Consider the following 16,295-nt stretch of genomic DNA (forward strand, 5'->3'; position numbering starts at 1 on the left):
AATTCAGATTGCGTTGAGGGGCATCTTACGACCTAACCGGAAATGGATAAAACACTGCTGTGCAGGGAAGTCATTTGACTTTATAGAGCATAGACTCTAAAAAGTGCTTCATTACAATAATCCGGAGCGGACCATGACTGCCGACATTGCCTACCTGCAAACGCTACAAGAGCCACTGGAAGCGCTTGATCGGCAGTTCAAAGCGCAACGGGCCGCGTATGCCGCCAACCCAATGCCACCCGCCGCCCAGCGCCAGCAATGGCTCAAGGCGTTGCGCGATTTGCTCAGCGAAGAGCGTCAGGCCTTGATCGAGGCAATCAGTGCCGACTTCAGCCATCGCAGCGCCGATGAAACCCTGCTCGCCGAACTGATGCCGAGTCTGCATGGCATTCACTACGCCAGCCGCCACCTCAAGGGCTGGATGAAAGACTCGCGGCGCAAGGTCGGCATGGCTTTCCAGCCCGCCTCGGCGAAAGTCGTTTACCAGCCGCTGGGCGTGGTCGGCGTCATCGTGCCGTGGAATTACCCGCTGTATCTGGCCATCGGCCCACTGGTCGGCGCGTTGGCGGCGGGCAACCGAGTGATGCTCAAACTCAGCGAATCGACCCCGGCCACCGGCCTGTTGCTCAAGGATCTACTGGCGCGAATCTTCCCCGAAGACCTGGTCTGTGTGGTGCTTGGCGAAGCTGACATCGGCGTGGCGTTTTCCCGTTTGCGCTTCGATCACCTGCTGTTCACCGGCGCCACCAGCATCGGCAAGCATGTAATGCGCGCCGCTGCTGAAAACCTCACGCCCGTCACGCTGGAACTGGGCGGAAAATCCCCGGCCATCGTCTCCCGTGACGTGCCGCTCAAGGATGCCGCCGAACGCATCGCCTTCGGCAAAACCCTCAACGCCGGGCAGACCTGCGTCGCCCCCGACTACGTGCTGGTGCCGGAGGACCGGGTCGGCGGCTTCGTCGAAGCCTATCGTCAGGCCGTGCAGGGTTTTTATCCGACCCTCAGCGACAACCCGGACTACACCGCGATCATCAACGAACGCCAATTGGCCCGACTCAACGGCTATGTCAGTGATGCCACCAGCAAGGGCGCGCTACTGATTCCGCTGTTCGAGCAAGGTCAGGGCCGGCGCATGCCGCACAGTGTGTTGTTGAATGTCAGCGACGAGATGACGGTGATGCAGGACGAAATCTTCGGCCCGCTGCTGCCGATCGTGCCGTATCGAGATCTGGAGCAGGCATTCGCTTACATCAATCAGCGGCCTCGACCTCTGGCTCTTTACTATTTTGGCTACGACAAACGCGAACAGAACCGCGTGCTGCACGAAACCCATTCCGGCGGCGTGTGCCTGAACGACACGTTGCTGCATGTGGCGCAGGACGACATGCCCTTCGGCGGCATCGGCGCCTCGGGGATGGGGCACTACCACGGTCACGAAGGCTTCCTCACCTTCAGCAAAGCCAAAGGTGTGCTGATTAAACAGCGCTTCAATGCGGCCCGACTGATTTACCCGCCGTATGGCAAATCGATTCAGAAACTGATCCAGAAGCTGTTCATTCGCTAAACATTTGTCATCGTCGCCGGGTAATAAAAACAATGCACCTAAACCTGACCGATACACCTGCACTGTCGCGCCGTGGCCTGCTGAAATTCAGCCTCGGCGCCACGGCATTCCTCGCCACCGCCGGGCTCGGCGCCAGCCTCAGCGGCTGCTCGTCGAGCGTCGCAGCCAACGGTTTCATCTCGTTGCGCGACGGCGACCTGCTGTTTCTGCGCGCACTGATTCCGGTGATGCTCGAGGGTGCCGTGGCCCCAGAGAAGATGCCGGACGCAGTTACTGGCACGCTCAAGTCGCTGGATTACGCCCTCGATCACCTGTCGCCGGAAATGCTCAAACTCACTCGACAGCTGTTCGACGTGCTGGGCATGACCGTGACGCGCGGGCCGCTCACCGGGATCTGGGGCAGTTGGGAAAACGCCAGTCCCGAGGCAATGCGCAGCTTTCTTGATCGCTGGGAAAACAGCTCGTTGAACCTGCTGCGCATGGGCCACAGCTCTTTGCAGCAGATGGTGCTGATGGCTTGGTACAGCCGCGGCGAATCCTGGGCGCACTGCGGTTATCCCGGCCCGCCCACGGTCTGAACATCACGCGAAACCTGTGGGAGCGGGCTTGCCCGCGATAGCGTCAGTCGCCTCACAATCGCATTAAAAAATAATAAAGAGAGCCTGACCCATGCCCGTACTCGATCCCTTCCGCGAAGGCCTCGCCCGAGGCTGGAAAACCTACAACGGCGCGCAACTGACCGACGATCTGACCCTTGAAGCCGATGTCGCGATCATCGGCAGCGGCGCCGGTGGCGGTACCACTGCGGAAATCCTCAGCGCCGCCGGCTATAAAGTGCTGCTGATCGAAGAAGGCCCGCTGAAAACCAGTTCCGACTTCAAAATGCTCGAAGACAAGGCCTACAGCAGCCTCTATCAGGAAGGCATCGGCCGCATGAGCAAGGACGGCGCGATCACCATCCTGCAGGGCCGCGCGGTTGGCGGCACGACGCTGATTAACTGGACATCGAGCTTCCGCACGCCGCAGCAGACCCTCGAACACTGGGCCACCGAGCACAACGTCAAGGGCCACAGCCCTGCCGACATGGCGCCATGGTTCGAAAAAATGGAGCAGCGCCTCGGCGTCGCACCGTGGATGGTCCCGCCCAACCCCAACAACGACGTGATCCGCAAGGGCTGCGAACAACTCGGCTATAGCTGGCACGTGATTCCGCGAAATGTGCGCGGTTGCTGGAACCTCGGCTACTGCGGCATGGGCTGCCCGACCAACGCCAAGCAATCGATGATGGTCACGACCATTCCGGCCACCCTGGAAAAGGGCGGCGAACTGCTGTACCTCGCCCGCGCGGAAAAACTGCTGATCAGCGGTGACAAGGTGACAGGCCTGCAATGCGTGGCCATGGATGAGCGCTGCGTCGAGCCGACGGGGCGCAAAATCACCGTCAAGGCGCGGCACTACGTGTTGGCCGGCGGTGGCATCAACAGCCCCGCGCTGCTGCTGCGCTCCGACGCGCCGGACCCGCATCAGCGAGTGGGCAAACGCACGTTTCTGCACTTGGTGAATATGTCTGCCGGGCGCTTCGGCGAGGTGATCAACCCTTTTTACGGTGCGCCGCAATCGATCTACTCCGATCACTTCCAATGGAAGGACGGCGCCACCGGGCCGATGGGCTACAAACTGGAAGTGCCACCGCTGCACCCGGCGTTGGCGGCCACGCTGCTGGGCGGTTTTGGTCAGGAGAGCGCGCAACACATGGCCGACCTGCCGCACACCCACGCCATGCTGGCGCTATTGCGCGACGGTTTTCACCCGGACAGCCCGGGCGGCAATGTCGAGTTACGCGGCGATGGCTCGCCGGTGCTCGACTATCAGGTTTCGCCTTATACCTGGGAAGGCTTGCGCCGCGCGTTCCACAACATGGCCGAGATCCAGTTTGCCGGCGGCGCCAAAGCGGTGATGCCGATGCACGCCGACGCACGTTACGTGAAGACGCTGGCCGAGGCGCGGAGCCTGATCGATGGTTTGAGCCTTGAGTTGTATCGCACACGGCTGGGCAGCGCCCACGTCATGGGCGGCTGCGCGATGGGTGAAGATCCGAAAAACGCGGTCAGCGACAGCCTTGGCCGGCATCATCAGTTGAGCAATCTGTCGATACACGACGGCTCGTTATTCCCCACCAGCATTGGCGCCAACCCACAATTGTCGGTGTACGGTCTGACCGCTCAATTGGCGACTTCCCTAGCCGACCGGCTGAAAAACCCATGAAAATCCGCAATATTCCTGTCGTCTATAGTGCTTTCTTACCCAACAGGCGACTTGGCCGACCGGGACGGCTGCGATACCATCCGACTCCCCAACGGACTCCCGCCAGGACGACGCGATGAACCGAGTGTTGTACCCAGGTACCTTCGACCCTATTACCAAGGGCCATGGCGATCTGGTCGAACGCGCCTCGCGCCTGTTCGATCACGTGATCATTGCGGTCGCCGCCAGCCCCAAGAAGAACCCTTTGTTCCCGCTGGAACAGAGGGTAGAACTGGCTCGTGAGGTCACCAAACACCTGCCGAACGTGGAAGTGGTCGGTTTCGCGACGCTGTTGGCGCATTTCGCCAAAGAGCAGAACGCCAACGTGTTCCTGCGTGGTTTGCGGGCGGTCTCGGACTTCGAATACGAGTTCCAGCTGGCCAACATGAATCGCCAGTTGGCGCCGGATGTGGAGAGCCTGTTTCTCACCCCCTCCGAGCGTTATTCGTTCATTTCTTCGACACTGGTGCGAGAAATTGCCGCGCTGGGCGGCGATATCAGCAAGTTTGTGCACCCGGCCGTGGCCGACGCCCTGACCCTGCGCTTCAAGAAGTAACGACCGTTCAAACGGCGCCCGCGTGCACTGCGGGCGCCAATGCGGCACAATTGCGCGCATTGATTTATAGCGCCCGGGCCTGCCGCCCCGGCTGGAGTTAGCATGTCCCTGACCATCACCGACGATTGCATCAACAGCGACGTCTGCGAACCCGAGGGCCCGAACGCCGCCATTTCCCAAGGCGAAGAGATCTACGTGATCGACCCGAACCTGTGCACCCAGTGCGTCGGCCATTACGACGAACCGCAGTGCCAGCAGGTCTGCCCGGTGGATTGCATTCCGCTGGACGAAGCGCATCCGGAGACTGAAGAGCAGTTGATGGAGAAGTACAACAAGATTACCGGCAAGGCCTGACCTGTCAGTTTTGTCGTGCTCTCCCGGGCCTCTTCGCGAGCAAGCTCGCTCCCACAGTTGAAATGCATTCCAACGTGGGAGCGAGCTTGCTCGCGAAGAGGCCACCAGCCACATAGAAAATCCTGATCATTCGCGCTGCTCAAACCCCTCCCCGATACACCCCAGACACCGCACAAACGCCGCCCTCGCCGGATCAACCACCAACGCCTGACCCGCATCGCCAATCCCGCCACCCAGTGCGGTAAACGGCAACGAAACCACAAACGCCCCCGCACCGATCACCGTCGCCACCACCAGTAAAGGTCGGGCGATCAGCAAGTCGCCAAGCATGGCGTAGGCCGGTGGGTTCTGGATGGTGTAACGCGGATCACCGCTGCCGGTTTCCGTGGCCTGGACAGCCAGGCTGGAACACAGCAACAGTGCGGCACAGACGACTTGCGAGGATTTCATGGCACGATCCTTCGGGCTGAACAGTGAGACAACTCACTATAGACCGTAGGATGTTTTTGAACGGGTTGCCTCAGCTCTGACAGCGCGGGCAGAAAACACTGGCGCGCTGGCCAAGCTTCACCTCGCGCAGGCCGGTGCCGCAGACCTTGCAGTGCTCGCCACCACGGCCATAGACAAACAGTTCCTGCTGGAAATACCCCGGTTGTCCGTCGCCGCCGATGAAATCACGCAACGTGGTGCCGCCACGCTCGATGGCGGCTGCAAGGATGCGTTTGATCTCGATCGCCAGTTTCAGATAACGACCCCGGGAAATGCCCCCGGCCTCGCGACGCGGATCAATCCCGGCGGCGAACAGCGCTTCGGTCGCATAAATATTGCCAACCCCGACCACCACTGCGTTGTCCATGATGAACGGCTTGACCGCCACCGAGCGTCCGCGAGAAAGCTGAAACAACCGTTCACCATCGAACAGATCGGTCAACGGCTCCGGCCCGAGACGAATCAGCAATTCGTGATTGAGTGGGTCGGTACTCCACAGCATCGCGCCGAAACGCCGTGGATCGGTGTAGCGCAGGGCCAAACCGGATTCCAGCTCGATATCGACATGCTCATGCTTGAGCGCGGGCAACCCGACTTCGACCAGACGTAAATTGCCCGACATGCCCAAATGGCTGATCAACGTGCCGACCTCGGCATTGATCAACAGATACTTGGCCCGCCGTTCCACCAGCACGATGCGCTGGCCCGACAGGCGCACATCAAGGTCTTCAGGGATCGGCCAGCGCAGGCGGCGGTCGCGCACGATCACCCGGCTGACACGCTGGCCCTCCAGATGCGGAGCAATGCCCCGGCGGGTGGTTTCGACTTCCGGCAATTCAGGCATGGCGTACTCGAATCAATGCGCGCCGAGGTCGCGGATCGTTTGTTTGAGGGTTTCGAAGTCGTATTCCGACAGACCGACGTAATCAAGCACCAGCGGGCCGACCGCGATCCATTCGAAATCTTCGGTCTGATTGCCCAACACCCGATAGGACGCGCAAATGTGCTCGGCCATTTTAAGGATCGCCAATAGGTTCTTCAGTTGGCTGTTGCGCGACGACTCGTCGCTGAAAATCGCCAGCGCATTGTGGTGGTTGGCAATCGCCGCACTGACGTGCTCCGGCAGGCGCCAGGACTTGGCGGTGTAGTAGCCGACCACGGCGTGGTTGGTGTTGAACTCGCTGTTTTCGGTGTCCACTACCCGGCATTCGGCGCTGGCATGGGCGTAGGCCTTTTCCAGAACAGACATGTAATTGGGGAAGCGCTGCAGCATCAACGGCACGCCGCAATCGTGGAACAGGCCCAATGCGTAGGCTTCGTCGCCGGCCTGAGTGCCAATGCGTTTGGCCAGTGTCAGACACGTCATCGCCACATCCTGGGCGGTGTCCCAGAAACGGTTGAGCGTGACGATGGTGTCGTCGTTCATCTCGCCCTTGATCGACTGCGCATTGATCAGGTTGATGATCGAACGACTGCCCAACAGGTTCACCGCGCGTTGGATCGAGGTGATCTTGTTGCTCAAGCCGTAATACGGCGAGTTGACGATTTTCAGCAAAGCGCCGGACAGGCCCGGATCCTGGGCGATCAGCTTGGCGATCACCTCCAGGTCCGGGTCAGGCATGTACTGCTCCATTTGCAGATCCACCATGATCTGCGGCTGCGCGGGCACGCTGATGCCTTGCAGGGATTGTTGAATCTGTTCGGCGGTCAGCTCTTGGGACATAAGTACACACTCTGGGACAGGCGGCGATTCTAACCTCTAAAAACCGCAGGACGACACACCAGTGGGCAATTGTCAGGAACTTTCATTCAAGCGCCGGCTTCGGACTCTGTAATGCCCAACGGATCATTTCGGTCCCAAGGGGCGGCAAATTCCCACAGACTCAGGAGCTTATCGATGGCTACTCAACTCAACGGCAAGCGCGTCGCTTTTTTGGTAACCGATGGTTTCGAACAGGTTGAATTGACAGGCCCCAAGCAAGCGCTGGAACAGGCTGGCGCTCAGGTCGATATTCTCTCGGCCGAGGAAGGCAAGGTCACCGGCTGGAACCATGACAAACCGGCGGATGACTTCAAGGTCGACCAGACCTTCCAGGCCGCCAGCAGCGAACAATATGACGCGATCGTGTTGCCCGGCGGCGTACAGAATTCCGACACCATCCGCATCGACCAGGATGCCCAGCACCTGGTCAAGACAGGCACCTCCGCCGGCAAACCGATCGCGGTGATTTGCCATGGCAGTTGGCTGCTGATCTCGGCGGGGCTGGTCAATGGCAAAACCATGACCAGTTATAAAACGCTCAAGGATGACTTGGTAAATGCAGGTGCCAACTGGGTCGATCAGGAAGTGGTCAGAGATGGCCACTTGATCAGCAGCCGTCAGCCGGACGATATTCCGGCGTTCAGTCGTGAGTTGATCAGCGCCCTGTCCGCCTGATCCAAATCCACCATGAACCATTGTGGCGAGGGGATTCATCCCCGTTCGGCTGCGCAGCAGTCGCAAAACCAGACAACACGGTCCCCCTGAACACCTTGCTGACTGATTTGGGACGGCTACGCCGTCCAACGGGGATAAATACCCTCGCCACAGGACTTCTCTCCTTCAGCCATATGTCCATTCGCGGGCCAATCACAAGACTCAACACGCTATACTCCCGCTCTTTTTTCCGGAGCGACGTCATGTCCCTGCCTAGCCTGCGCCTCAAAGCCAATGCCGACCGTCGCCTGCGCAACGGCCACTTGTGGGTCTACAGCAACGAAATCGATGTGGCGGCCACGCCACTGCACGGCTTCAAAGCCGGCGATCAGGCGATCCTCGAAGCTGCCGGCGGCAAGCCGCTGGGCATCGTGGCGATGAGCCCGAATAACCTGATCTGCGCCCGTCTGGTGTCCCGCGACATCAAGGTGCAACTGGACAAATCCCTGCTGGTGCATCGCCTGAATGTTGCGTTGTCGCTGCGCGATCGCCTGTTCGACAAGCCGTTCTATCGTCTGGTGTACGGTGATTCCGACCTGCTGCCGGGTCTGGTGGTCGACCGTTTCGGCGACATCCTCGTGGTCCAGATCGCCTCGGCGACCATGGAAGCGCATAAAGATGACGTGATCGCTGCACTCACCCAAGTGCTCAAGCCAAGCGGCATTCTGTTCAAGAACGACTCCGCTGCGCGTGACGCCGAAGGCCTCAACCGCTACGTCGAAACCGTATTCGGTCTGGTACCGGAATGGGTCGCACTGGAAGAGAACGGCGTGAAGTTCGAAGCACCGGTCATTCAGGGTCAGAAAACCGGTTGGTTCTATGACCACCGCATGAACCGCGCACGCCTGGCGCCATACGCCAAAGGCAAGCGTGTACTCGACCTCTATAGCTACATCGGTGGCTGGGGCGTGCAGGCTGCCGCATTCGGCGCCAGCGAAGTGTTCTGCGTCGATGCCTCGGCTTTCGCCCTCGACGGTGTCGAGCGCAACGCTGCACTGAACGGCTTTGCCGAGAAGATGACCTGCATCGAAGGTGATGTCTTCGAAGCCTTGAAAGAGCTGAAGGCCAGTGAAGAACGCTTCGACGTGATCGTGGCCGACCCGCCAGCGTTCATCAAACGCAAGAAAGACATGAAAAACGGCGAAGGCGCCTACCGTCGCCTGAACGAGCAAGCCATGCGCCTGCTCAACAAGGACGGCATTCTGGTCAGCGCTTCGTGCTCGATGCACCTGCCGGAAGACGATCTGCAGAACATTCTGCTGACCAGCGCCCGCCACCTGGATCGCAATATCCAGATGCTGGAGCGCGGCGGTCAGGGCCCGGATCACCCGGTTCATCCGGCCATCGCCGAAACCCGCTACATCAAGAGCATCACCTGCCGCCTGCTGCCTAACAGCTGATTAATGCGGATGACGGGGAGCCACCAGGCTCCCCGTTTGCTTTACGTCTGAACCTGACAGCTCATCAACGACTATCACCTTTGTCATTACGACTTCCTACACTTGCGTCCGAATGACGTGCAGGACATTTCCTTACGTCTTTTAATTAGTGAAACTTACCCTACAAGCCTATCTTCTTCTAAAGATCGCTCCGACAATATTACTGGAATATTCCTACCTAATATCCACTTGCCAATATTCCATTACAAACTATTATGAAGTTGTCACCACGAGGTGACTTCAACTATCAACGAACAAGGAGTTCGCATCATGAAAAACATTTCTCTGGAAACAGACAAAATCGCAAACCTGGCTTTTCTGGTTGCGCCTAAAGCCCGTTAAGTAAGTCGGGACGCTGGGGAGTGCCGGCCCCTCGGCGTCCTTTCGACTTTATCCAGAGTGAATGACCCCTATGTATATCAATCCTTATTTATTTATATTGCCGCGCTCGCCCGGACAAATAGTCTGGAACTACAAAGATCACACTCAACATGAACTCGACCTCAATTATGCGTCACGCCTTACTCAACTAATAAACAACCCCGACTTATTTGACACACACAACATCATAGACACACAACTGTTAAACGCGGGGATTCTAACCGTTTCAAAAATAGACAATCCGCATTGGGGTTGGGATGAACTGTCGAAGATTTATCATATCGGCACGCAAAACATTCCCTGCGAATACACCCCACAGAATGTTCATGAGTGGTCCAGGCAATACCTGGCGCACTGCACCGAAGTCCTCGCCACCTCGGCGCCCGCAAAAAACCGCCCGCGATGCGAGGCAGCGCACCGCATCGAGTTGCCGGACCCGGGCGACTTGCGCGACGACAGTCTGATCAACGCGTTGCGCCAGCGAAAAACCTGCCGCTCCTATACCGGTGTGGCGATGACGCTGAATGACGTCAGCACCCTGCTTTACCTGACTCTCGGCTACCTGCGCGAGCGCGACACCGATGATGACAGCATCGCCGAAGAACTCGGCGCACGCCGCAGCAGTCCCTCCGGTGGTGGTCTGAACGCATGCGAAGGTTTTCTGCTGGTGCAGAACGTCGACGATATACCTCCCGGCATTTACGCCTACCACCCGGACGAACACGCCATCAGTCGAGTCAATCCATTGCCGAAATCGGTGCTGGGCCAGTTGCTCGGTGGTCAGCATTTTATCAATAACCTGCCGCTGGGTTTGTTCATCACGGCGCGATTCGATCGGCTCTGGTGGAAGTACGGGCACTCCCGCGCCTATCGCATGGCGTTCGTGGAAGCCGGTCATCTGTCGCAAACCTTTCAACTGGTTGCCACAGCACTTGGCCTCAACACATGGTTGACCGGCGCATTTGCCGACGAGCAAGTCGAAACACACCTCAAACTTGAGGGAAGCGCTGAGCAGCCCTTGTTCTTTGTGGGCTGCGGGAAAAGCGACGGACAAGCAATGTGCCAGGAAATGCGCGACCTGTTATGCGAGGTCCAGGCATGACTCTACTTACTGCCAATCCGAGCGAAGCCCCGACGTCCTGGGCGCTCAAATTCACCCTGGGGGACTGGGACAGCCGAGCCTCGGTGCGTACCAGTACTCACGACTATCAGTTGCCGGACGATGTGCAGCAACAACTCGAAAGCCATTACTGGTTTCCACCGGCCTTCCTGCCCTACCTGGCGCATCCTGCCATTCAAGCGGCGGGACGGGAGGTGCTGCATCGGCTGACGGCCAATCATCTGGTGCACTTTCTCGACTACACCACCCTGCTCGAACACCGGATCGTCAATCGCGCGGTAGAAGTCATCGTTCACCGGGAACTGCCGGTTCATGTGCCTCAAACGATGAAGCACGCCGCGCTCCAGCTCTATACCGACGAGGGCTATCACGCGTTGTTTTCCGATCGTCTCGCCGATCAGATTGCCGGGATCTACGGGATCATCGGGCGTGCGGCGATACCAAAACGGATTACACGCATGAACGCACTGATCGCCCACACTTCGGAGCAGAACCGCCCACTGGCATGGTTTCTCCTCGGCTTCGTCTCGGAAACCATCATTGCCCGGGAGCTGCTGGACGTCTGCCGCAACAGCCTGGTGTCCAGCGTGAACGACATGCTGCGCGATCATCTGGCCGACGAAGCCCGCCACAGTCGCTACTTCGCCGAAGTATTCCATTATCTATGGCTGGCGTTGAATAACCGCCAGCGAACCTTTGCCTCCAGAGCGCTGCTGGAGATCATCGGGATGTTCTTCGAGGCCGACGAGCGCTGGCTGCAACAAAGCCTGCGTGAAGCAGGTATCGCCGACAGTGCCGTGACCGACATCATCACCAGCGTGACGGCCCCGCAAGCCAGTCGACTGCGCGCACGCTCAGGTGCCACCGCCACATTGGACGCCCTGACAAAAGCCGGTTTTTTTGCATGGCCCACCAACCAGCAACGCTTCGCCAAGGCAGGTTTGATCGATGGATAACGGACAATCAGTGGCAACCGCCAAGCGACGCCGTGACGCGGTCAGCCTTTTATTGGCAATGGTGCTGCTTGGCGTGTTTCCTCTGGATGTTCTGCTGCCTTCATTTCCCGCACTGGCTGCGCACTTTCGCAACACACCGACAGACATTGCGCTGTCGATCAGCCTGTTCGCCGTGGGAATCGCGTTTGCCCAGGTGCTGATCGGGCCACTGTCCGACGTGATCGGGCGCAAGGGCTTGCTACTGGCGGGCATGATCGTATCGATACTCGGCGCTCTTGGTTGCGTGATGACCAGCGATTACACACTGTTCCTGATATTTCGGGTGGTGCAGGCAGTGGGGTGCGGTTGTTTCGTGCTGTCCCAGGCGCTGGTGCAGGACCTCTTCGAAGGTGAAGAGCGCGATCGCCTGCGCATCCTCATGGTCACAGCGAGCGGGATTTTCATTTCGGTGTCACCGCTGGCCGGTACCTTTTTGCAAGCCTCACTCGGCTGGCGCGGCAGTTTCTGGGTATTCAGTGCGTTAGCGACGGTGGTGTTCATCAAAGCCTGGTTGCTTCTGGACAACAGTCCTCCGGCCAGCAGCGGCGAACGCCTTGGTTTCATTCAGTCCTACCGAAGGGTGCTGGGGAGTTTCGAGTTCGTCAGTTACTGGCTGATATCAGCGTTTGCCTTCGCCTGCCACTTCTCGTTCATCGTTATTTCGCCGCTGATCTTCATGGATCAATTGCAACTCGCGCCGTATGACTTTTCGCTGATTCTGCTGATTTACGGTGCAGCCTATGTTGCCGGCGGCATCATCGCCTCAGTGCTGAACCGACGCATCACACCCGGTCGGCAAATCATTATGGGGCTGAGTCTGATCCTGCTGTCGGGGCTGCTGACGCTGTATCTGGCGGCCAATCATGCGTTGACCCCGATTGCGGTGCTAATCCCGATGCTGATTTGTACCGCTGGCACTACCATCTCCCGGCCGGCCGCTACCTCTCGGGCGATGGCTTTGTTTCCCGATAACGCCGGCACCTCGGCCTCGGCCGGCAGCACCATGATCTTCATTTGCGGCGGACTGATCAGCGCGCTGATTAGCCTCAGTCCTGCCAATCTGCAATCCACCCTGGGTTATAGCTTTGTGCTGCTCAGTTGCGTGGCGCTGGCATTGAACAGTGGCATCAGCCGTCGAGCAAGAAACCTTCAGACCAACGCGATCGTGCAGCCGAGTAGCGATTAATCCTGCCGGTCGTCATGCTGCAAGCACCGTCGGCACTGGAACAACACTTTGCGCCATTCCCTCCAGACGCCAGCGGTGTAGAATCGCTTCATTCATCGCCATTCATCCCCCGGCGGGTTTATGAGCTCAGGCTGAGGCAAGCGGCGATCCCGCAAAGTCATCGGCAACTTCCGGACACACGGCCATTTCTGAGTGTTCCAGACGTCAATAGAAGCTCACTCCCTTTTGATACCTGACTAGCCGCCCGGAGTGCTCCATGCCTGATTACCGTTCGAAAACATCCACCCACGGCCGCAACATGGCCGGCGCCCGCGCACTGTGGCGCGCCACCGGGATGAAAGATGACGACTTCAAAAAGCCGATCATCGCCATTGCCAACTCGTTCACCCAGTTCGTACCGGGCCATGTGCACCTCAAGGATCTGGGCCAACTGGTCGCCCGTGAAATCGAACGAGCCGGTGGTGTGGCCAAGGAATTCAACACCATCGCCGTGGATGACGGCATCGCCATGGGCCACGACGGCATGCTCTATTCGCTGCCGAGCCGCGAGATCATCGCCGACTCCGTCGAGTACATGGTCAACGCCCACTGCGCCGACGCCATCGTCTGCATCTCCAACTGCGACAAGATCACCCCGGGCATGTTGATGGCGGCTTTGCGCCTGAACATTCCGGTGATCTTCGTTTCCGGTGGCCCGATGGAAGCCGGCAAGACCAAACTCGCGTCCCACGGCCTCGACCTCGTCGATGCCATGGTGATCGCCGCCGACTCCAGCGCTTCTGACGAGAAAGTCGCTGAGTACGAGCGCAGCGCCTGCCCTACCTGCGGTTCGTGCTCCGGCATGTTCACCGCCAACTCGATGAACTGCCTGACCGAAGCCCTCGGCCTGGCACTGCCGGGCAACGGTTCGACCCTCGCGACCCACAGCGACCGCGAACAACTGTTCCTGCAGGCCGGCCGCACCATCGTCGAGCTGTGCAAGCGCTACTACACCGAGAACGACGAGTCGGTATTGCCGCGCAACATCGCCAACTTCAAGGCATTCGAGAACGCGATGATGCTCGACATCGCCATGGGCGGTTCGACCAACACCATCCTGCATTTGCTGGCTGCCGCCCAGGAAGCCGAAATCGATTTCGACCTGCGTGACATTGATCGCCTGTCGCGTATCGTGCCGCAACTGTGCAAGGTCGCGCCGAACATCCAGAAGTACCACATGGAAGACGTGCACCGTGCCGGCGGCATCTTCAGCATCCTCGGTTCACTGGCCCGTGGCGGCCTGCTGCACACCGACCTGCCGACCGTGCACAGCCGCAGCATGGAAGAAGCCATCGCCAAGTGGGACATCACCCAAACTGACGATGAAGCCGTGCATCACTTCTTCAAGGCCGGACCTGGCGGCATCCCGACCCAGACGGCTTTCAGCCAGTCGACACGTTGGGAAACCCTCGATGACGACCGTGAAAACGGCTGCATCCGCAGTTTCGAGCACGCCTATTCGAAAGAAGGTGGCCTGGCCGTGCTATACGGCAACATCGCCCTCGATGGCTGCGTGGTGAAAACTGCCGGCGTCGACGAGTCGATCCACGTCTTCGAAGGCAACGCGAAGATCTTCGAAAGCCAGGACAGCGCCGTACGCGGCATCCTCGCCGACGAAGTGAAAGAAGGCGACATCGTCATCATTCGCTACGAAGGCCCAAAGGGCGGCCCGGGCATGCAGGAAATGCTCTACCCGACCTCGTACCTGAAATCCAAAGGTCTGGGCAAAGCTTGCGCCCTGCTCACCGACGGCCGTTTCTCCGGCGGCACCTCGGGCCTGTCCATCGGCCACGCTTCGCCAGAAGCAGCAGCCGGCGGTGCGATCGGTCTGGTGCAGGATGGCGACAAGGTGCTGATCGACATTCCGAACCGCTCGATCAACCTGTTGATCAGCGACGAAGAACTCGCCGCACGCCGGGTCGAGCAGGACAAGAAAGGCTGGAAACCAGTGGAAATCCGCCCACGCAAAGTCACTACAGCGCTGAAGGCCTATGCCCTGCTGGCGACCAGTGCCGACAAAGGTGCTGTGCGTGACAAAGCGATGCTCGACGCCTTGTAAGCGTCAACCGCAGAAACAAAAATGCCCCGCCAAAGTGCGGGGCATTTTTTTGCCTGGCGAAAACTACCAGACCCTGGAGATTAAACTGTGGGAGCGAGCTTGCTCGCGAAAGCGGTATGTCAGAAACAAATAGGGTGACTGACACGGCGCATTCGCGAGCAAGCTCGCTCCCACATTGGATCAGTGTGGGGTTACTGAATTTCCTCAGGCTTGACGATCACCCAGTTCTTGTCCGCCGTCACCGGCAAACCTTCCTTGGCCTGCGCCGCAGCATGCTTGGCCATCATGCCGTTGATTTGCGTCATGTACTTGTCCTTGCGGTTGATCCACAAGTGAATGCCGCCCTTGGCCACGTCAACATCGTGGAACAGCATGTAACCGTCGCTGGTTGGCGTATCGCCGCCGACCAATACCGGTTTTTTCCACTCATCGATGTAGGTCAGGATCGCCGCGTGCTTGCCGGCCATCCAGGTCGCCGGCGTCCACAGGTACGGAGTCAGCTCCAGGCCAAGGTTGGCCTTCTCGTCATATTTGCCCGCAGTGATCTGCTTGCGTGCAGTGGTCAGCTCGTTGGTCTCGCGGTTCTTCAGCAGCAGACTCACGCCGATGACATTTTGCGGTTTGACGTTGTAGCCGTACTTCGGATCCGCCGCGACCATGCGCACCAACTCTTCAGAGGCGGCGGTCATCACGTAGACCTCGATGCCGTTCTCCATCAGCTTGTTGTACAGCTCTTGCTGGCCGGTAAAGATCTTCGGCGGATTGACGTCGAGTTTCTTGACCACATCGCCTTCGTAATACGTGGCCGGAATCGGTTTGCCCGAGGCCATCAGTTCATCGACGTAGCCTTTGAGTTCCTTGAGGGTGAAGCCGGAGAACACCTGCGCCACCCACGGGTAGCAAACCATGTCGTCAACTTCGCAAAGACGATAGTAGTAACTGAACAGGCTTTCCTTGTGGTCGGCGGTGTCCTTGAACGGCATCAGTTTCAGGGAGGGGTCGAGTTTGTCGCGGGTGATCAGGCCCTTGTTCTCCATGAACGGCAACAAGGACTCTTCGAGGTCGTAGCGGTAACTGGTGTTGTCCATGTCGAACACCGCGTAGTTACCCTTGTTGGCGTTGGCCGCGATCATCGCGTCCAGCGCCTTGGCCTGATCGGCTGGCCAGTGTTTCAGGTCGGTGGCGAAGGCCTGACCGGCCAGCCCCAACCCCACAGTCAGTGCAACCGCCAGAAATTTCGGTGCGAACTTCATTGGCATTTCTCCCTTGAAAGACCCAGATTCAAAGAGATCGACGCTAACAAATACGTGTGACAGTCCTCATCTGTCAGCGA

At 58.9% G+C, this 16,295-nt stretch carries 15 protein-coding genes; 11 read left to right on the forward strand and 4 right to left on the reverse strand.

Annotation, left to right across the window (positions count from 1 at the left end; all coding sequences use genetic code 11):
• The first annotated feature begins 133 nt into the window (after positions 1-133).
• The 5 genes from ACIQVE_RS00965 to ACIQVE_RS00985 all read left to right on the forward strand — a co-directional run bounded on the left by ACIQVE_RS00965 (position 134) and on the right by ACIQVE_RS00985 (position 4,778).
• Positions 134-1,564, forward strand: coding sequence for a coniferyl aldehyde dehydrogenase (locus ACIQVE_RS00965; RefSeq protein WP_402803639.1), 1,431 nt, complete (start codon positions 134-136; stop codon positions 1,562-1,564).
• Positions 1,565-1,596: 32 nt separating this feature from the next.
• On the forward strand, positions 1,597-2,142 hold the full coding sequence (locus ACIQVE_RS00970; protein ID WP_402803641.1) for a twin-arginine translocation pathway signal protein: 546 nt from the start codon (positions 1,597-1,599) through the stop codon (positions 2,140-2,142).
• Between the two features lie 91 nt (positions 2,143-2,233).
• The gene (locus tag ACIQVE_RS00975) at positions 2,234-3,829 is read left to right on the forward strand and encodes a GMC family oxidoreductase N-terminal domain-containing protein (RefSeq protein WP_402803642.1); all 1,596 of its coding nucleotides are present in this window, start codon (positions 2,234-2,236) and stop codon (positions 3,827-3,829) included.
• A gap of 115 nt (positions 3,830-3,944) precedes the next feature.
• Positions 3,945-4,424, forward strand: a complete 480-nt coding sequence (gene coaD / locus ACIQVE_RS00980; protein ID WP_150593581.1) for a pantetheine-phosphate adenylyltransferase — start codon at positions 3,945-3,947, stop codon at positions 4,422-4,424.
• 102 nt (positions 4,425-4,526) lie between these two features.
• Positions 4,527-4,778, forward strand: coding sequence for a YfhL family 4Fe-4S dicluster ferredoxin (locus ACIQVE_RS00985; protein WP_402803646.1), 252 nt, complete (start codon positions 4,527-4,529; stop codon positions 4,776-4,778).
• 126 nt (positions 4,779-4,904) lie between these two features.
• Here the strand turns inward: ACIQVE_RS00985 and ACIQVE_RS00990 are convergent, their stop codons facing one another.
• The 3 genes from ACIQVE_RS00990 to ACIQVE_RS01000 all read right to left on the reverse strand — a co-directional run bounded on the left by ACIQVE_RS00990 (position 4,905) and on the right by ACIQVE_RS01000 (position 6,936).
• Positions 4,905-5,228 (reverse strand): multidrug transporter, encoded by a 324-nt coding sequence (locus tag ACIQVE_RS00990; protein ID WP_402803648.1) that lies wholly within the window; start codon positions 5,226-5,228, stop codon positions 4,905-4,907.
• A 70-nt stretch (positions 5,229-5,298) separates the two neighbouring features.
• On the reverse strand, positions 5,299-6,111 hold the full coding sequence (mutM, locus tag ACIQVE_RS00995) for a bifunctional DNA-formamidopyrimidine glycosylase/DNA-(apurinic or apyrimidinic site) lyase (protein ID WP_402803650.1): 813 nt from the start codon (positions 6,109-6,111) through the stop codon (positions 5,299-5,301).
• A gap of 12 nt (positions 6,112-6,123) precedes the next feature.
• Entirely contained in the window at positions 6,124-6,936 is an 813-nt protein-coding gene (locus tag ACIQVE_RS01000) for an HDOD domain-containing protein (protein ID WP_402803699.1), read from the reverse strand.
• 228 nt (positions 6,937-7,164) lie between these two features.
• Between ACIQVE_RS01000 and ACIQVE_RS01005 the strand changes: the two genes are divergently transcribed.
• The 6 genes from ACIQVE_RS01005 (at position 7,165) to ilvD (ending at position 14,962) form a co-directional block, all read left to right on the forward strand.
• Complete coding sequence (locus ACIQVE_RS01005) at positions 7,165-7,704, forward strand: type 1 glutamine amidotransferase domain-containing protein (RefSeq protein WP_402803652.1); 540 nt, start codon at positions 7,165-7,167, stop codon at positions 7,702-7,704.
• Between the two features lie 242 nt (positions 7,705-7,946).
• Positions 7,947-9,143 (forward strand): class I SAM-dependent rRNA methyltransferase, encoded by a 1,197-nt coding sequence (locus tag ACIQVE_RS01010; RefSeq protein ID WP_402803654.1) that lies wholly within the window; start codon positions 7,947-7,949, stop codon positions 9,141-9,143.
• 451 nt (positions 9,144-9,594) lie between these two features.
• Positions 9,595-10,665, forward strand: a complete 1,071-nt coding sequence (locus ACIQVE_RS01015) for a SagB family peptide dehydrogenase (RefSeq protein ID WP_402803656.1) — start codon at positions 9,595-9,597, stop codon at positions 10,663-10,665.
• Positions 10,662-11,639 (forward strand): diiron oxygenase, encoded by a 978-nt coding sequence (locus tag ACIQVE_RS01020; RefSeq protein WP_402803658.1) that lies wholly within the window; start codon positions 10,662-10,664, stop codon positions 11,637-11,639. Before ACIQVE_RS01015 ends, ACIQVE_RS01020 begins: the two co-directional genes overlap by 4 nt.
• The gene (locus tag ACIQVE_RS01025) at positions 11,632-12,864 is read left to right on the forward strand and encodes an MFS transporter (protein ID WP_402803660.1); all 1,233 of its coding nucleotides are present in this window, start codon (positions 11,632-11,634) and stop codon (positions 12,862-12,864) included. Before ACIQVE_RS01020 ends, ACIQVE_RS01025 begins: the two co-directional genes overlap by 8 nt.
• Before the next feature lie 256 nt (positions 12,865-13,120).
• Positions 13,121-14,962 (forward strand): dihydroxy-acid dehydratase, encoded by a 1,842-nt coding sequence (ilvD, locus tag ACIQVE_RS01030; RefSeq protein WP_402803662.1) that lies wholly within the window; start codon positions 13,121-13,123, stop codon positions 14,960-14,962.
• 191 nt (positions 14,963-15,153) lie between these two features.
• Here the strand turns inward: ilvD and ACIQVE_RS01035 are convergent, their stop codons facing one another.
• Positions 15,154-16,215 (reverse strand): haloacid dehalogenase-like hydrolase, encoded by a 1,062-nt coding sequence (locus ACIQVE_RS01035; protein WP_402803664.1) that lies wholly within the window; start codon positions 16,213-16,215, stop codon positions 15,154-15,156.
• Positions 16,216-16,295: the final 80 nt, after the last annotated feature.

Source organism: Pseudomonas sp. NPDC098747 (assembly GCF_044760045.1).
GTDB lineage: Bacteria > Pseudomonadota > Gammaproteobacteria > Pseudomonadales > Pseudomonadaceae > Aquipseudomonas.

Excerpts from the sequence above, each read along its gene's own strand:
- ACIQVE_RS00965 (WP_402803639.1), top strand. The coding sequence starts at position 134 with ATGACTGCCGACATTGCCTACCTGCAAACGCTACAAGAGCCACTGGAA.
- ACIQVE_RS00970 (WP_402803641.1), top strand. The coding sequence starts at position 1,597 with ATGCACCTAAACCTGACCGATACACCTGCACTGTCGCGCCGTGGCCTG.
- ACIQVE_RS00975 (WP_402803642.1), top strand. The coding sequence starts at position 2,234 with ATGCCCGTACTCGATCCCTTCCGCGAAGGCCTCGCCCGAGGCTGGAAA.
- coaD (WP_150593581.1), top strand. The coding sequence starts at position 3,945 with ATGAACCGAGTGTTGTACCCAGGTACCTTCGACCCTATTACCAAGGGC.
- ACIQVE_RS00985 (WP_402803646.1), top strand. The coding sequence starts at position 4,527 with ATGTCCCTGACCATCACCGACGATTGCATCAACAGCGACGTCTGCGAA.
- ACIQVE_RS00990 (WP_402803648.1), bottom strand. The coding sequence starts at position 5,228 with ATGAAATCCTCGCAAGTCGTCTGTGCCGCACTGTTGCTGTGTTCCAGC.
- mutM (WP_402803650.1), bottom strand. The coding sequence starts at position 6,111 with ATGCCTGAATTGCCGGAAGTCGAAACCACCCGCCGGGGCATTGCTCCG.
- ACIQVE_RS01005 (WP_402803652.1), top strand. The coding sequence starts at position 7,165 with ATGGCTACTCAACTCAACGGCAAGCGCGTCGCTTTTTTGGTAACCGAT.
- ACIQVE_RS01010 (WP_402803654.1), top strand. The coding sequence starts at position 7,947 with ATGTCCCTGCCTAGCCTGCGCCTCAAAGCCAATGCCGACCGTCGCCTG.
- ACIQVE_RS01015 (WP_402803656.1), top strand. The coding sequence starts at position 9,595 with ATGTATATCAATCCTTATTTATTTATATTGCCGCGCTCGCCCGGACAA.
- ACIQVE_RS01020 (WP_402803658.1), top strand. The coding sequence starts at position 10,662 with ATGACTCTACTTACTGCCAATCCGAGCGAAGCCCCGACGTCCTGGGCG.
- ACIQVE_RS01025 (WP_402803660.1), top strand. The coding sequence starts at position 11,632 with ATGGATAACGGACAATCAGTGGCAACCGCCAAGCGACGCCGTGACGCG.
- ilvD (WP_402803662.1), top strand. The coding sequence starts at position 13,121 with ATGCCTGATTACCGTTCGAAAACATCCACCCACGGCCGCAACATGGCC.
- ACIQVE_RS01035 (WP_402803664.1), bottom strand. The coding sequence starts at position 16,215 with ATGAAGTTCGCACCGAAATTTCTGGCGGTTGCACTGACTGTGGGGTTG.